This window comes from Shewanella sp. SM101 (assembly GCF_025654465.1).
In the GTDB taxonomy this organism is placed as follows: Bacteria; Pseudomonadota; Gammaproteobacteria; order Enterobacterales; family Shewanellaceae; genus Shewanella; species Shewanella oncorhynchi.
This window is the reverse complement of the sequence record NZ_JAKKRH010000053.1, coordinates 14,152-27,130: the sequence shown is the minus strand read 5'-3', so window position 1 is coordinate 27,130 and position 12,979 is coordinate 14,152. Positions and strand designations below refer to the sequence as shown.

13 protein-coding genes, 3 tRNA genes and 2 pseudogenes are annotated in these 12,979 nt (G+C 43.3%); 7 read left to right on the top strand and 11 right to left on the bottom strand.

The features are described from left to right. Both L5M38_RS20770 and L5M38_RS20765 read right to left on the bottom strand, forming a co-directional pair. Positions 1 to 175, bottom strand: a 175-nt coding sequence (locus L5M38_RS20770) for a transposase (RefSeq protein ID WP_263148818.1), incomplete at its 3' end; no start/stop codon positions are given. Between the two features lie 404 nt (positions 176 to 579). Continuing rightward, positions 580 to 1,035: pseudogene (locus L5M38_RS20765) on the bottom strand (group II intron maturase-specific domain-containing protein); the annotation flags it as partial. A gap of 216 nt (positions 1,036 to 1,251) precedes the next feature. Here L5M38_RS20765 and L5M38_RS20760 point away from each other — a divergent pair. Continuing rightward, positions 1,252 to 1,520: pseudogene (locus L5M38_RS20760) on the top strand (transposase); the annotation flags it as partial. A gap of 1,371 nt (positions 1,521 to 2,891) precedes the next feature. Here L5M38_RS20760 and L5M38_RS20755 read toward each other — a convergent pair. From L5M38_RS20755 to L5M38_RS20735, 5 genes are all read right to left on the bottom strand, one after another. After that, positions 2,892 to 2,968 (bottom strand) — tRNA-Val (locus L5M38_RS20755). 37 nt (positions 2,969 to 3,005) lie between these two features. Beyond that, a tRNA-Val gene (locus tag L5M38_RS20750) sits at positions 3,006 to 3,082 on the bottom strand. A gap of 37 nt (positions 3,083 to 3,119) precedes the next feature. Further along, positions 3,120 to 3,196: transfer RNA gene (locus L5M38_RS20745), tRNA-Val, on the bottom strand. Positions 3,197 to 3,251: 55 nt separating this feature from the next. After that, positions 3,252 to 3,449, bottom strand: a complete 198-nt coding sequence (locus tag L5M38_RS20740) for a hypothetical protein (RefSeq protein ID WP_263180201.1) — start codon at positions 3,447 to 3,449, stop codon at positions 3,252 to 3,254. After that, on the bottom strand, positions 3,446 to 4,825 hold the full coding sequence (locus tag L5M38_RS20735; RefSeq protein ID WP_263143217.1) for an MATE family efflux transporter: 1,380 nt from the start codon (positions 4,823 to 4,825) through the stop codon (positions 3,446 to 3,448). The genes L5M38_RS20740 and L5M38_RS20735 overlap by 4 nt, the downstream gene beginning before the upstream one ends. 33 nt (positions 4,826 to 4,858) lie before the next feature. Here L5M38_RS20735 and L5M38_RS20730 point away from each other — a divergent pair, with 33 nt between their 5' ends. Further along, complete coding sequence (locus L5M38_RS20730) at positions 4,859 to 5,482, top strand: riboflavin synthase subunit alpha (protein ID WP_263180200.1); 624 nt, start codon at positions 4,859 to 4,861, stop codon at positions 5,480 to 5,482. A gap of 34 nt (positions 5,483 to 5,516) precedes the next feature. Here the strand turns inward: L5M38_RS20730 and L5M38_RS20725 are convergent, their stop codons facing one another. After that, a complete protein-coding gene (locus tag L5M38_RS20725) occupies positions 5,517 to 5,717 on the bottom strand; it encodes a CPXCG motif-containing cysteine-rich protein (protein ID WP_028759934.1) in 201 nt (66 codons plus the stop codon). A gap of 248 nt (positions 5,718 to 5,965) precedes the next feature. Then, positions 5,966 to 6,199, bottom strand: a complete 234-nt coding sequence (locus L5M38_RS20720; protein WP_263171541.1) for a hypothetical protein — start codon at positions 6,197 to 6,199, stop codon at positions 5,966 to 5,968. A gap of 291 nt (positions 6,200 to 6,490) precedes the next feature. Between L5M38_RS20720 and thrS the strand changes: the two genes are divergently transcribed. The 4 genes from thrS to rplT all read left to right on the top strand — a co-directional run bounded on the left by thrS (position 6,491) and on the right by rplT (position 9,617). Continuing rightward, complete coding sequence (gene thrS, locus L5M38_RS20715; RefSeq protein ID WP_028759936.1) at positions 6,491 to 8,419, top strand: threonine--tRNA ligase; 1,929 nt, start codon at positions 6,491 to 6,493, stop codon at positions 8,417 to 8,419. 3 nt (positions 8,420 to 8,422) lie between these two features. Beyond that, a complete protein-coding gene (gene infC, locus L5M38_RS20710; protein WP_012089240.1) occupies positions 8,423 to 8,965 on the top strand; it encodes a translation initiation factor IF-3 in 543 nt (180 codons plus the stop codon). A gap of 84 nt (positions 8,966 to 9,049) precedes the next feature. Further along, positions 9,050 to 9,244: a 50S ribosomal protein L35 gene (gene rpmI, locus L5M38_RS20705; protein WP_006081653.1), complete on the top strand. Its 195-nt coding sequence runs from the start codon at positions 9,050 to 9,052 to the stop codon at positions 9,242 to 9,244. A gap of 16 nt (positions 9,245 to 9,260) precedes the next feature. Then, a complete protein-coding gene (gene rplT / locus L5M38_RS20700) occupies positions 9,261 to 9,617 on the top strand; it encodes a 50S ribosomal protein L20 (RefSeq protein ID WP_006081652.1) in 357 nt (118 codons plus the stop codon). 266 nt (positions 9,618 to 9,883) lie between these two features. On the opposite strand, the gene trxB is transcribed toward rplT, so the two are convergent. After that, positions 9,884 to 10,837: a thioredoxin-disulfide reductase gene (gene trxB, locus L5M38_RS20695; RefSeq protein ID WP_219234163.1), complete on the bottom strand. Its 954-nt coding sequence runs from the start codon at positions 10,835 to 10,837 to the stop codon at positions 9,884 to 9,886. Between the two features lie 336 nt (positions 10,838 to 11,173). Next, entirely contained in the window at positions 11,174 to 12,289 is a 1,116-nt protein-coding gene (gene ald / locus L5M38_RS20690; protein WP_028759938.1) for an alanine dehydrogenase, read from the bottom strand. A 179-nt stretch (positions 12,290 to 12,468) separates the two neighbouring features. On the opposite strand from ald, the gene lrp reads away from it, so the two are divergent. After that, positions 12,469 to 12,975, top strand: a complete 507-nt coding sequence (gene lrp, locus L5M38_RS20685) for a leucine-responsive transcriptional regulator Lrp (RefSeq protein ID WP_006081649.1) — start codon at positions 12,469 to 12,471, stop codon at positions 12,973 to 12,975. The last annotated feature ends 4 nt before the right edge of the window (positions 12,976 to 12,979 follow it).

Genomic DNA, 12,979 nt, shown 5'->3' with positions numbered 1-12,979 from the left:
TTGGTGTGCCACCCTGGCGTTCTAGTTTTAACTGTCTCACCCATTTATCCATAGTGGACTTACCAACGTTCATCGCCTTTGCAGCTTCGATGATGCTATGGTTTTTATCGAGGACTAATTGGGCTGCTTCAAGTTTGAATTCAGCACTAAATGTTTTTCTGGTTGTCGATCTCATGTGTTCACCTAAAGTCATCTACGAGGTAATAATATCACCTCTATTTAGGTGGCCAAAATTAGTGTGCCACTACATATAAATACACAATACACTTTTGCCTTTTAGTAAGTTCCACTAAATGGAAGTCAGCCATAAAAATGAAAAGGCACGAGAGTAGTAGTTACGCCTGTTTTATTAAGGACTTCAAAGATGATGTTGGCGTATTGTTTTGGGAAGATCTTGTTGAATATTGTGATTCAAAAACCGTTAAAAAATATATGGAATATAGGCTCAGTTTAGTTAATGCACCTGCTTCCCAAAGGTATGCAAATATTCAAAACTAATCGGGTAGCCGGAGGTATTTAGCCTCCAGCCCCCACACCACCCTGCATGCGGCTCCGCACAGGGTGGTTCATTTAGAACGCCTAACCTGTTTTCTGGTTCGGATAGTGAACCGTGATCCATCCATCTCTCAGTGAATACAATCCTGCTTTCTTAAGATACTCATTACTCAGCGCTTGCTGTATCCCTGGTGTTTTCGAGCTTCGCCACGGCCCTTTGCTTGTAATTCCACAAGCAACGGCCGCTTGGATCCTGACGCCACGTTTGAGTAAGTTTTGTACCTTAGTCCGTGGCTTTCGCCATTGACGGCAGTAGCACATACGTACTCGACGACGGATCCAGTGGTCTAAATCGACACACCCTTGGTAAGCGTTGGCTATGCCAAAGTAGTTGATCCTGCCTTGCATGTATTGCCGCACTTTAAACAATTAATAGCTCACGCTCACGCCCCAATTGCGGTTTGTCAGTCGTCTTATCTTTTGTTTGAAGATGTGCAGTGTTTTGACATGCCACTGGATCTTTCCGCGGTTAAAGGTAAACTGTGTGGAACACTGAATTTGGCCCTTTAGTAAGAGGTTTAGATTTAACTCATGGCAATTTATGTACTCTACAAATTCAAATGACCTTGTTTCCTAAATCGGTTGAACCAAAGCCGTAGCCGCTGATCTGAACGGCATCGCCTGTCAACTTACCCAACAACCGTGTCAAAACCTCGCTATAAAACAACCAACTGGAAGTAATACAACCAAGCTTTAATCAACCGCGGTTGGATAGATGAGGATACAATTACTAAGTGGAAAGCCAAGGTAGAGCAGCCCAAGAAAGGTAGCCCTCAGAGTTTAAGCGACTTAGCCATTACCACTGCGTTAATGGTTAAGCGTATTTTCTCTATACGACTGCGAGCCCTACAGGGTTTCATCAATTCGATATTTAAACTGGGTGACATCCCAATATCTTGCCCGCATTACACCTGCATCAGTAAACGTCCAATATTGCTTTTAAAACCAAGATTCGTGGCGCCATTATATAGTATCTTGTAAGCTACAAAGCATGTCAAATGTTAGTAATGCTACACAGTGCCTGATAAATCAGTGCTGATTTATTATGAAACTTTTAACATGCTCTAAAGGACATTTGACGACAAATTTAACTTTTGGATACAACGGTATTAGTTTAATTTTTGTGCAGACCTTGAAAAATCCCATTACGCCCTAATGTCTATTTTGAGGGAAATCCCTCTTAAATTCTAAGGATAATTAACATGAGTCTTAAGCCTGGTCCGAAACCAATAGCTGAATCGACAGGGAAACCTGATCAACGCCGACGTGACAATAAAAATACTCCCGGCAATACCCCAGATTTAAAACCTAGTAAATCATCAAAAAAATAATAAAAGTTATGAAAGGCTACTTTGAAGTAGCCTTTTTACCATTCCCCTTAAAACGTCACTTTAAATACTGCTCAGTTTCTTAATCGGTTGCAACTGTTGTGATTAGTTTCATTTATAGACCAACTAAATGCTTACGATAAAATAGCCAACTTGAACAAGTTTAGTTAATCACTAATTCGCTAAACGATTTTTAGTGTTATTATGTAGTGAACCACAAACTCTCAGAGCTTAGAAGATTTTAGTGTCCCAAAATGAGTTCGCAGATCGAGAGATTGCTGATAAACTGACTATGTATGCATTTTTATACTGCTCAAATCTGCTTGGAAAAACTAGAGTTTCACATGTTTTTATTAAAATGCAGTTCAGTTTCAAATGAACTAATTATCTTGAAGAACAGCATCATTTAAAATACTAATATTAGATAAAACTCGATGTTTTGTTCCTAATGGGATAGTGACATATAATAATGTATTTTATGTTCCAAGAATGCCCTTAATTTTACTGCAATAGCATATGACGATTCTGCGATATCAAACATTTAGGATAGCTATTCAAATTTTTACGAATTTAGCTGTGCGCTCTAAGATAGACATCAATTCCAAAGTTATTGAAAAATCGACTTGTACTATATTTGGGATATATGGTCGAATTATTCTGTGGGTAATATCTTTGATTATTTCAGGCAGATTTAAATTTAAATCAACTCCTATGTGCCAACTACGGTAGTGGTCAACATAAAAATCGTCAATAGCATCTTGTGCCAACATGTTTGGCACGAAACAGGCACAAATAAAGGAATATGGCAAATTTTGAGGAAACATCGATAAATGTAGGTTAAGCAATCAAAGCATCATCAGGCAGAACTAAGGAGGAGGGCATGCTTGAATGTCACTGCAAAAAAATGTGTTTAGGCACGAAAGTTTTACATTAGGCACAAATATAAATTGAGAATCTTAATGGGAGATTATAGTAAATTTAAGTTTTATAGGCAGTTATAGCAAGAAATGGTACACCCGAGTGGACTCGAACCACCGACCCCTACCATGTCAAGGTAGTGCTCTAACCAACTGAGCTACGGGTGCACTGTTTGAATTTCAAATTTAGACTCTTTGAAGAGAGTGGTACACCCGAGTGGACTCGAACCACCGACCCCTACCATGTCAAGGTAGTGCTCTAACCAACTGAGCTACGGGTGCACTGTTTGAATTTCAAATTTAGACTCTGTGAAGAGAGTGGTACACCCGAGTGGACTCGAACCACCGACCCCTACCATGTCAAGGTAGTGCTCTAACCAACTGAGCTACGGGTGCATCGCAAAATTTAACAAGCTATTCAAAAGCGTTGCGCCTTGGAACGAGCGCTATATTAGGGGCATAGCGCAGGGCTGGCAAGCAAAAAAACAAATTTGTCGTCAAATGGTGAATTGCTGTGCAACTTGCCCAGTGTTTCAACAACGCCGCCGATAAAACCGCAATTTCTTATTCGCTTTACTTCAGAGAATGCATCGAAATCAAACTGATAAACCAAAAGGCGAGCACTGTCGCTCGCCATTAATGCAATCAATGGTGAACACTGTCACCTTCAATAAGGCTCAAATGCACGCCATGCTTTTGGATGTAACGCAGACGAATGAAAAATAACAGCGCTGCAGAGGTCAAGCCCGCAATCAATCCTGCCCAGAATCCATGGGCGCCCATCGCGGGAACGATATGGTCCGTATAAGCTAAGGTATAACCGATTGACATACCAATCCCCCAGTAGGAAAACAGCGTGATATAAAAGGCGCTGCGTGTATCTTTATAACCGCGAAGAGCACCCGCTGCGACCACTTGAACTGAATCAGATAATTGATACAGGGCTGCCATCAACATCAAGCTGCCGGCTAGGGCAACCACTTCAGGATCACCATTATAAAGTTTCGCAATTTGGAATCTAAATAATACGGTCAAAACCGCTGTCGTTAGAGCAAGGGATAGTGCCAGCCATAAGCCCACTTTAGTGACCACCGCGGAAATATCAGCGCGATCACGGCCTAAGTAATAACCAATCCGAATCGATACCGCGATACCGATAGATAACGGCAGCATAAATACGATGGCAGAAAAGTTGAGCGCAATCTGGTGACTTGCGACCACTGTTGCGCCAAGTGGCGCGAGTAACAGCGCTATGATGGCAAATAAACTCACTTCAAAAAACAGCGCCATTGCTATCGGCATGCCGAGTTTGGTCATTTTCTTCATCGTTTCAAAGTCTGGACGATGAAATTTACTGAATGGAGCTAAAGCCGCGAATTTTTTATGTAACTGCATGTAAATGGTCATGGCAACTAGCATGGCCCAGAATACGAGAGCAGTGGCGATACCACAGCCTGCGCCGCCCATGGCCGGTACGCCAAAGTGTCCATAAATAAAAATATAGTTAGCGGGGATGTTCACTGCTAAGCCGACAAAGCCAATGACCATAGTAGGTAAAGTGTAAGAAATCCCTTCACTACAGCCGCGTAGCACTTGATAAAGCACAAATGCGGGCGCGCCCCATAAAATACCGTCGAGATATCCTATGGTTAAGCGGTATAATTCGGGTTCTAAATCCATATGGCTAAGCACAAAGGGCGCAGATGCAAGGAAAACCATCACGCCAATGCCGCCAATGATGGCAAGATAGGCACCTTGAAAGGCCAAAGGTTGGATAGCTTTTTGATTATTCGCGCCATTATAGTGGGCAAATAAAGGCGTAAAAGCCATCAGTAAACCTTGGACGAACAGAATAGCGGGTAACCAAAGGCTAGTGCCGACCGCAACAGCGGCCATATCAACCGCGCTAACACGGCCCGCCATAACGGTATCAATAAAGCCCATCATGGTCTGAGTGACCTGAGCTATTAGCACCGGCAGCGCCAATTGGATTAAACGTTTGGCTTGATAGCCTGAATGATTCATAAATACAGCCTTTAACGATTAAGCGAGCAGAAAATGTTTACAGGTATAGTTCAAGCCACCTGCGAGGTGGTTGCAATACATAAGAAAGATGGCCTAAATACCCTTGAGGTAGCGTTCGAACCTGATTTGCATGAGGGACTTGCGATTGGTGCAAGTGTGGCAAATAACGGGGTATGTCTTACTGTGACTCAGGTCGTTGATGATAGGGTATTTTTCGATGTAGTGGAAGAGACCTTGCGACTGACGAATCTGGCTAATTTGTCTATAGGTCAAAGCGTTAATGTTGAGCGTTCGTTAACTTTTGGTAGTGAAATTGGTGGGCACATTCTCTCTGGCCATATCCATACGAAAGCCAAAGTCATCGATATCAGCCATACAGAACAACATTATGATCTGACACTTGGCATTGAGCCTAAATGGATGGATTACATTTTTTATAAAGGTTTTGTTGGGGTCAACGGCTGCAGTTTAACGGTTGGCGAGGTGAGTGACTCAGGCTTTAAATTGCACTTAATCCCTGAAACCTTAAAGCTGACCAATTTAAGCCAGTGCAAAGTGGGGGATGAACTCAATATCGAGATCGACAGCCAAACGCAAGTTATCGTCGACACAGTCGAGCGCGTGCTGGCCAGGCGTTTTAACGAACAAGCACGTTAGTTTCGTGACATCGCAGCGGGTAGTGCAATCTCGTTTAATAGATTTGCTCGTCGTCTGAATCGATATACAGCTCAACCGTCCGTCTCGATTCATCGATGTGTAAGCGTAAGTGAATCGGATTACAACAAATTCGGCAGTCATCGTAATAATCTTGGTCTCCACAGCTGGCATCGATACTGATATCTTGATGGTGCCCGCAGTGGGGACAAGCAATAACTTTGTTCATGACTCTCATGGTGCAACTCCTTATCGCCAATAGAGCGAATCGCTCTGCTCAATCAACGCATCTCATACTTCGTACGCTTATCGCTTATATTGTCTGCGCTTTGTCGATATTCGAAACCTGAGTGCGCTTTATGTGCTTTCCATTTGAGTATACAGCAGAGTGCAGTGCACTGACTTAGATGAAGTAGGTCTCAAAACCCAGCATGATAGACCTTCTGGTTAAATATTTTCTTGTTGGATCATTATCTCTTCTAAAAACTAGTCCTTTACCGTCACTAACCCCTCCATTTCACTGCTGTGTAACACGCCATCGCGGGCATCTTGGGTAATATCCAGCGTTAAACGCTGCATCTGTTGCTCAAGTTCACTTTTAATATCAACGAGTAACACTTGAGTATCAATCAAAGATTTGCTTGTGATTTTCACCTGCGGCTCAGGTAAAGCGGTTTCAGTGTGCGTGAGTGTTACAGCCAGTAGAATGCAGTTCAACATATCAACTCCCTTGTCATGTTTTCAGTGATGCCCAATAAACTGGCGCTAGAATAGGGGAGTTAGATGACCAAGAAGTTACCAAGACACTGCAAAATCATGAATTTGCTTTTTGTTTCCAATCCCAATTCTGGTCAATATGCTTGCGCCTTTTAGCTACAATCCCTTAGAATAAACGCCCTGCTACGCAAGGCGGCTAAGACTCCTGTACTGTCTTAACCTAGCGAGCATTTCTCTTACATTAACTAAAACCAAGTGGCCCTACGTGTGGGTCACCACTGGAAAGGACATTTCATGCCTGTAATTACACTTCCCGATGGTAGCAAACGCGAGTTTGCTCATGCTGTATCGACCCTCGATGTTGCCGCCGATATTGGCCCTGGTTTAGCGAAAGCTTGTATCGCTGGCCGCGTTAATGGCGAATTAAAAGATGCTTGCGATCTCATTGAAACCGATGCTGAGCTATCAATCATTACCGCCAAAGACGAAGAAGGTGTTGAAATTCTTCGCCATTCTTGCGCGCATTTATTAGGTCACGCGATTAAGCAAATGTGGCCAGAAACCAAGATGGCGATTGGTCCTGTTATCGATAATGGCTTCTACTATGATATCGACCTTGAGCACAAGTTGACTCAAGATGACATCGACGCATTAGAAAAGCGCATGCTTCAACTGGCAAAAACCAACTATGACGTAGTAAAACGTGTCGTTAGCTGGCAAGAAGCCCGTGATACATTCGCTGCGCGCGGTGAAGATTATAAGATTGCCATTCTGGATGAGAACATCAGCAAAGACGCGACGCCTGCGCTGTATCATCACGAAGAATACACTGACATGTGTCGTGGACCGCACGTACCTAACATGCGTTTCTGCCAGCATTTTAAATTAATGAGCATTGCCGGCGCTTATTGGCGTGGCAACTCAGAAAACAAGATGTTGCAACGTATCTATGGTACCGCTTGGGCCGACAAAAAAGCCCTGAGCACACACTTAACCCGTCTTGAAGAAGCGGCTAAGCGTGACCACCGTAAAATCGGTAAGCAGCTCGACTTGTATCACATGCAAGAAGAAGCGCCGGGTATGGTGTTTTGGCATAACGACGGTTGGAGCATCTTCCTCGAATTAGAAAGATTCATTCGCCGTAAGCTAAACCAATACACTTACCAAGAAGTGAAAGGTCCATTAATGATGGACCGCGTGTTGTGGGAACGTTCTGGTCACTGGGATAAATACTCAGAAGCCATGTTCACGACCAGCAGCGAAAACCGCGAATACGCTATCAAACCAATGAACTGCCCTGGCCACGTGCAGATCTTCAACCAAGGGCTGAAATCTTACCGTGATCTACCATTGCGTATGGCGGAATTTGGTTGCTGTCACCGTAATGAACCTTCAGGCTCGTTACACGGATTAATGCGTGTACGTGGCTTTACGCAAGATGACGCCCATATTTTCTGTACTGACAGCCAAGTTCAAGAGGAAGTGAGTGCCTGTATCCAGATGGTTTACGATACTTACGCTACCTTCGGCTTTGAAAATATCGTAGTAAAACTGTCGACTCGCCCAGAGAAACGTATCGGTGACGATGCGATGTGGGACAGAGCGGAAGAAGCACTTAAGCAAGCTCTGCGTGCCAATAATATTGAATTCACTATTTTGCCAGGCGAAGGCGCGTTCTACGGACCCAAAATCGAATTTACTTTACACGATTGTTTGGACCGAGCGTGGCAATGTGGTACTGTGCAGCTCGATTATGCGTTGCCAAGCCGTCTTGGTGCAACTTACGTTGCCGAAGATAACAGCCGTCAGACCCCAGTGATGATCCATCGTGCTATTTTAGGCTCTTTGGAACGATTCTTGGGTATCTTGATAGAAGAATATGCAGGACGTTTCCCAACTTGGTTAGCCCCAATGCAAGTTGTCGTGATGAATATCACCGATAAACAGGCTGATTATGTTGAAGAAGTCGTAAAATTCTTCAAAGAACAAGGTATTCGAGCGTCTTTTGACTTGAGGAATGAGAAAATAGGCTTTAAAATACGCGAGCACACCTTAAGGCGTGTCCCTTATTTGTTGGTCGTTGGCGATCAAGAAATGGAAAATAAGGAAGTAGCGGTGCGTACCCGTGATGGTATCGATTTAGGTAAGATGCGACTTGAAGATTTCGCCACTAAAATCCATCAACAGATTTCGCTCCGTAGTCTCAAATTGTTGGAGGAATAGGTCATAAAGATCAAAAAAACAGCAGGGCGTCAGCCGGCCCCTAATAGAATCAATGAAGAAATCACAGGTGTACCAGAAGTACGCTTAACAGGCATTGATGGTGAAGCTATTGGTGTGGTAAGCATCAGAGATGCTCAGAATTTGGCAGATGAAGCAGGTGTAGACCTAGTAGAAATCAGCCCAAATGCTGAACCTCCAGTATGTCGCATTATGGACTACGGTAAGTTCCTTTTTGATAAGGCTAAGTCAGCCAAGGAACAAAAGAAGAAGCAAAAGCAGGTTCAGGTCAAGGAAATTAAATTCCGTCCTGGAACTGACGAAAACGACTATCAGGTAAAACTACGCAACCTGATACGTTTTCTGGAAGACGGGGACAAAGCGAAGATTACGCTTCGTTTCCGAGGTCGCGAAATGGCACACCAAAACCTAGGTATGGATCTATTGAACCGTATCAAGGCTGATTTGGACGAGTATGCGGTTGTTGAATCTTTCCCGAAAATGGAAGGCCGACAAGCAATTATGGTGCTAGCGCCTAAAAAGAAATAAGTAGGGCAAAACTTAAAGTAGCAAAGGTCTATGGCCTTTGCTCGCCTTGCTTTTTATTAAACATCCCAATGCGGAGTTTTAGAAATGCCTAAAATGAAAACAGACAAGGGTGTAGCGAAGCGTTTTAAGAAAACCGCTAATGGTTTCAAGCGCAAGCAAGCACACTTACGTCACATTTTGACGAAAAAAAGCACTAAACGTAAACGTCACTTACGTGCCAAATGTTTAGTATCAAAAGCTGACGTTCCAGCAATCGCGCGTCAATTACCTTACGCTTAATTTAGGAGATTAGAAAATGCCAAGAGTTAAGCGTGGTGTAACCGCTCGTGCTCGTCACAAGAAAGTTTTAAAACTAGCTAAAGGTTATTATGGCGCTCGTAGCCGTACTTACCGTGTTGCTGTTCAAGCAGTAACTAAAGCTGGTCAATATGCTTACCGTGACCGTCGTCAGAAAAAACGTCAATTCCGTCAACTTTGGATTGCACGTATTAATGCTGCTGCTCGTCAAAATGGTCTGTCTTACAGCCGTTTCATCAACGGTCTGAAAAAGGCGTCTATCGAAATCGATCGTAAGATTTTGGCTGACATCGCTGTATTCGATAAAGTTGTATTTGCAACTTTAGTTGAAAAAGCAAAAGAAGCGTTAAACTAAGAAATTAGTTTGTTGCTGTAGAGAAGGGACCATTTGGTCCCTTTTTTTGTGCGCCATTTTTGGCTTAACGAAATAATTTTACTTACCTAAGAACTTATATAAGTACTATCTAAGTGGTGCGGAATTAAGAATCGCAAAGGAAAGAAATGTGCGTGCGTGAACAATATTAATTGGCACAGCCTGCAAAAAATTTTGCTATTGCTTAACGATTTTGACCTAAAAAAATAGCAGGCTAAGCCTGCTATTCGTTGAAAAATCGAGTCTAGTTACTTTTTAGCGTCTAAATAACGCTCTGCATCGAGTGCGGCCATACAGCCTGTACCGGCAGAAGTAATAGCTTGACGATAATGTTGGTCCATCACATCACCACAGGCATAAACACCTTCGATACTGGTTTGCGTGGCGTTACCTTGCAAGCCACTCTGAACTTTTAAATAACCGTGGTTCATTTCCAACTGGCCTTCAAAAATACCGGTATTAGGGCTGTGACCAATAGCGACGAACACGCCAGCAACGGATAAGTCAGTGATCGAACCATCTTTAGTGCTCTTCATCTTTAGACCTGTCACACCCATGGCATCACCAACCACTTCATCCATGGTTTGATCTAAGTGAAGGATGATGTTGCCATTGGCGACTTTGTCCATCAGACGGTCGATCAAGATTTTTTCTGAGCGGAAGGTGTCACGGCGATGGATGAGGTGAACTTCAGCAGCAATATTGCTTAAGTACAGTGCTTCTTCAACGGCGGTGTTGCCGCCACCGATCACTGCGACTTTTTGATTGCGATAGAAGAAGCCATCACAGGTTGCACAGGCTGATACACCGCGACCTTTGAAAGCTTCTTCTGACTCTAACCCTAAGTAGCGGGCAGATGCACCAGTTGCGATGATCAGCGCATCACAGGTGTACTCGCCGTTATCGCCTTTCAAACGGAAAGGGCGCTCGGTAAGGGTCACTTCGTTGATATGATCGAACAAGATTTCAGTATCGAACTTTTCAGCATGCTTCTGCATACGTTCCATCAAGGCTGGACCCGTTAAGTCGTCAGCATCGCCTGGCCAGTTTTCAACTTCAGTCGTCGTGGTTAATTGACCACCTTGCTGCATACCTGTGATCATCACAGGTTTTAAATTCGCACGCGCAGCATAAACGGCTGCGGTATATCCTGCTGGGCCTGAACCCAAAATCAATAAGTTACAATGTCTGACCTGGCTCATTTTTATCTCCGTGCCTTTAGCAAATTGCAAGGATTGTAGGGAATTTACCTGTGGGGGTAAAGTGTTGGAGGGCGATTCTTTTAGATTGCACTAATCGAGTCCATCCGTTTTAGTATGGAGAGTGTCAGTTTTACTTTACTGTGAGAACATAAATAGCTTAAGTGTGAACCACGAAATGAAGCACGGGATGAGCTTGTATGAATATGATGGTACGATCGTAGTGAAGCCTATTTCTACCCAATAAAAAATCGGCCTCAATAGTATCGAGACCGATTTGAATTACATACTAAGTAAAGCCAGCTTAAATCCACATAAAAAGTTAAGTTAATTAAAAACTTATACTAATAGTGTCGCAGGAGATGTGAACGCTAAGTTTAAGGCGTGAGCCACTTCCTTACACACCACTTTACCGTGCATGACGTTTAAGCCATTAAGAAAATGCTTGTCTTGCAACAGCGCTTCTTTATAGCCTAAATTTGCTAACTTGAGAATGTACGGTAAAGTTGCATTGTTAAGCGCAAATGTTGAAGTACGAGCGACCGCACCAGGCATATTTGCAACACAGTAATGCACAACATCATCAACGATATAGGTAGGATCTTGGTGAGTAGTGGCATGTGAAGTTTCAACACAACCGCCTTGATCGATCGCCACGTCAACGATAGCGCTGCCAGGCTTCATACGTGAAATCATGCTACGAGTAACCAATTTGGGCGCCGCAGCACCTGGAATTAGTACACCACCGATCACAAGATCGGCTTCAATAACATGACGTTCAATTGCATCCGCAGTTGAGTAAATGGCTTTTACAGCAGAACCGAATTGCACATTTAAACGACGTAGAGCATCAATACTGCGATCAAGCACAACAACATCAGCACCCATACCAACTGCCACTTGTGCTGCATTAGTACCAACCATACCGCCGCCAATAATGACGACTTTAGCAGGCTCAACCCCCGGTACGCCGCCCAATAACATACCGCGGCCACCAGAAGATTTCTCTAATGCCATAGCACCAGCTTGGATTGACATACGACCAGCGACTTCAGACATAGGAGCAAGCAAAGGCAGGCCACCACGATCGTCTGTCACAGTTTCATAAGCGATACATACGGCACCACTTTTGATTAAATCTTCAGTTTGCGGTAAATCTGGAGCAAGATGCAGATAAGTAAATAAAATCTGATCGTGACGCAACATAGCGCGTTCAACTGCTTGAGGCTCTTTTACTTTTACAATCATCTGCGCTTTAGCAAAAACTTCAGCAGCAGTCGCTAAAATTGTGGCGCCAGCATCAATATAATCTTGATCTGAAAAACCAATACCTATGCCTGCATTTGTTTCAACAAAAACGTCGTGACCTTTGATCGCCAACTCGCGAACACTAGAAGGAACCATACCGACACGATATTCGTGGTTTTTAATTTCCTTGGGAACACCAATAATCATCTCTGAGCCTCAATTGCCTGAAATCCCACTTTTAATGGGCATAATTGTTATTTTATCGTGACCTGAACGTGATTAATTCAGGGATATCTAGTATAGTATCGGCGACGCAGTTTATGCTGCTGAACTTTCGGCATACGTAGAATAAAATGTTGTTTTAGTGATAAAGCAAGGTTAAATAAATGGCATATAATAAAAAGAGTCCTGTAAAAGACTTGGATCGCATCGATCGCAACATTCTTAATGAACTACAACTTGATGGCCGCATTTCAAATGTGGAATTGTCAAAAAGAGTCGGACTAAGTCCAACTCCCTGTTTAGAAAGAGTAAAACGTCTCGAAAAGCAAGGTTACATCAATGGCTATACCGCATTGGTGAATCCTCATTTCTTGGGTGCATCCCTACTGGTATTCGTGGAAATCACATTAAGCCGTGATACTCCCGAAGTGTTTGATAAGTTTAACCGTGCAGTGCAACTACTCGATGATATTCAAGAATGTCATCTGGTTTCAGGCGATTTTGACTACTTACTGAAAACTCGTGTTTCAGATATGTCGGCTTATCGTCGCTTGTTAGGTGAAACTTTATTGAAATTACCTTCTGTTTCCGACACGCGTACTTATGTTGTGATGGAAGAAGTTAAGCACACCAGTCGTGTAGCGATAAATCATCTACTCTCAGATATCTAATTAC

Bases quoted from the DNA above. Each gene is read 5' to 3' on its own strand.
- L5M38_RS20735 (WP_263143217.1), bottom strand. From the start codon at position 4,825: ATGAATCATTCAGGCTATCAAGCCAAACGTTTAATCCAATTGGCGCTG.
- L5M38_RS20730 (WP_263180200.1), top strand. From the start codon at position 4,859: ATGTTTACAGGTATAGTTCAAGCCACCTGCGAGGTGGTTGCAATACAT.
- L5M38_RS20725 (WP_028759934.1), bottom strand. From the start codon at position 5,717: ATGAGAGTCATGAACAAAGTTATTGCTTGTCCCCACTGCGGGCACCAT.
- L5M38_RS20720 (WP_263171541.1), bottom strand. From the start codon at position 6,199: ATGTTGAACTGCATTCTACTGGCTGTAACACTCACGCACACTGAAACC.
- thrS (WP_028759936.1), top strand. From the start codon at position 6,491: ATGCCTGTAATTACACTTCCCGATGGTAGCAAACGCGAGTTTGCTCAT.
- rpmI (WP_006081653.1), top strand. From the start codon at position 9,050: ATGCCTAAAATGAAAACAGACAAGGGTGTAGCGAAGCGTTTTAAGAAA.
- rplT (WP_006081652.1), top strand. From the start codon at position 9,261: ATGCCAAGAGTTAAGCGTGGTGTAACCGCTCGTGCTCGTCACAAGAAA.
- trxB (WP_219234163.1), bottom strand. From the start codon at position 10,837: ATGAGCCAGGTCAGACATTGTAACTTATTGATTTTGGGTTCAGGCCCA.
- ald (WP_028759938.1), bottom strand. From the start codon at position 12,289: ATGATTATTGGTGTTCCCAAGGAAATTAAAAACCACGAATATCGTGTC.
- lrp (WP_006081649.1), top strand. From the start codon at position 12,469: ATGGCATATAATAAAAAGAGTCCTGTAAAAGACTTGGATCGCATCGAT.